Consider the following 1,866-nt stretch of genomic DNA (forward strand, 5'->3'; position numbering starts at 1 on the left):
AGGGCCAACGCCTGCTGGGATGGGTAGGGGAGCGTCGTGTGCCGGGTGAAGCTGCAGCGGAAGCTAGTGGTGGACGGTTCACGAGTGAGAATGCAGGCATGAGTAGCGATACATACGTGAGAAACGTGTGCGCCGATTGACTAAGGGTTCCTGGGTCAAGCTGATCTGCCCAGGGTAAGTCGGGACCTAAGGCGAGGCCGACAGGCGTAGTCGATGGATAACCGGTTGATATTCCGGTACCCGCTGTGAAGCGTCAAACATCGAGCCCATTAATGCTAAGGCCGTGAAGCCGTCCTGGAGCCTTCGGGCAAAGGGAAGTGGTGGAGCCGCCGACCCAAGGTGGTAGTAGGTGAGTGATGGGGTGACGCAGGAAGGTAGTCCAGCCCGGGCGGTGGTAGTCCCGGGGTAAGGGTGTAGGACGCAAGGTAGGTAAATCCGCCTTGCATTAAGTCTGAGACCTGATGCCGAGCCGATTGTGGTGAAGTGGATGATCCTATGCTGTCGAGAAAAGCCTCTAGCGAGTTTCATGGCGGCCCGTACCCTAAACCGACTCAGGTGGTCAGGTAGAGAATACCGAGGCGTTCGGGTGAACTATGGTTAAGGAACTCGGCAAAATGCCCCCGTAACTTCGGGAGAAGGGGGGCCATCACTGGTGATTGGATTTACTCCATGAGCTGGGGGTGGCCGCAGAGACCAGCGAGAAGCGACTGTTTACTAAAAACACAGGTCCGTGCGAAGCCGTAAGGCGATGTATACGGACTGACGCCTGCCCGGTGCTGGAACGTTAAGGGGACCGGTTAGTGCACTTTCGGGTGTGCGAAGCTGAGAACTTAAGCGCCAGTAAACGGCGGTGGTAACTATAACCATCCTAAGGTAGCGAAATTCCTTGTCGGGTAAGTTCCGACCTGCACGAATGGCGTAACGACTTCTCGACTGTCTCAACCATAGGCCCGGTGAAATTGCACTACGAGTAAAGATGCTCGTTTCGCGCAGCAGGACGGAAAGACCCCGGGACCTTTACTACAGTTTGATATTGGTGTTCGGTTCGGCTTGTGTAGGATAGGTGGGAGACTTTGAAGCGGGCACGCCAGTGTTCGTGGAGTCAACGTTGAAATACCACTCTGGTCGTGCTGGATGTCTAACCTGGGTCCGTGATCCGGATCAGGGACAGTGTCTGATGGGTAGTTTAACTGGGGCGGTTGCCTCCCAAAGAGTAACGGAGGCGCCCAAAGGTTCCCTCAGCCTGGTTGGTAATCAGGTGTTGAGTGTAAGTGCACAAGGGAGCTTGACTGTGAGACCGACGGGTCGAGCAGGGACGAAAGTCGGGACTAGTGATCCGGCGGTGGCTTGTGGAAGCGCCGTCGCTCAACGGATAAAAGGTACCCCGGGGATAACAGGCTGATCTTCCCCAAGAGTCCATATCGACGGGATGGTTTGGCACCTCGATGTCGGCTCGTCGCATCCTGGGGCTGGAGTCGGTCCCAAGGGTTGGGCTGTTCGCCCATTAAAGCGGTACGCGAGCTGGGTTTAGAACGTCGTGAGACAGTTCGGTCCCTATCCGCTGTGCGCGTAGGAATATTGAGAAGGGCTGTCCCTAGTACGAGAGGACCGGGACGGACGAACCTCTGGTGTGCCAGTTGTCCTGCCAAGGGCATGGCTGGTTGGCTACGTTCGGAAAGGATAACCGCTGAAAGCATCTAAGCGGGAAGCCTGCTTCAAGATGAGTATTCCCACCCCCTTTGAGGGGTTAAGGCTCCCAGTAGACGACTGGGTTGATAGGCCAGATCTGGAAGCCCGGCAACGGGTGGAGGTGACTGGTACTAATAGGCCGAGGGCTTGTCCTCAGTTGCTCGCGTCCACTGTGTT

Annotated in this window: 1 rRNA gene; it reads left to right on the top strand. The window is 56.4% G+C overall.

Annotated features, from left to right (window positions below):
- Positions 1–1,844, top strand: a 23S ribosomal RNA gene (locus tag AB0I66_RS42855); the annotation flags it as partial.
- Positions 1,845–1,866: the final 22 nt, after the last annotated feature.

This window comes from Streptomyces sp. NPDC050439, assembly GCF_040655335.1.
In the GTDB taxonomy this organism is placed as follows: domain Bacteria; phylum Actinomycetota; class Actinomycetes; order Streptomycetales; family Streptomycetaceae; genus Streptomyces.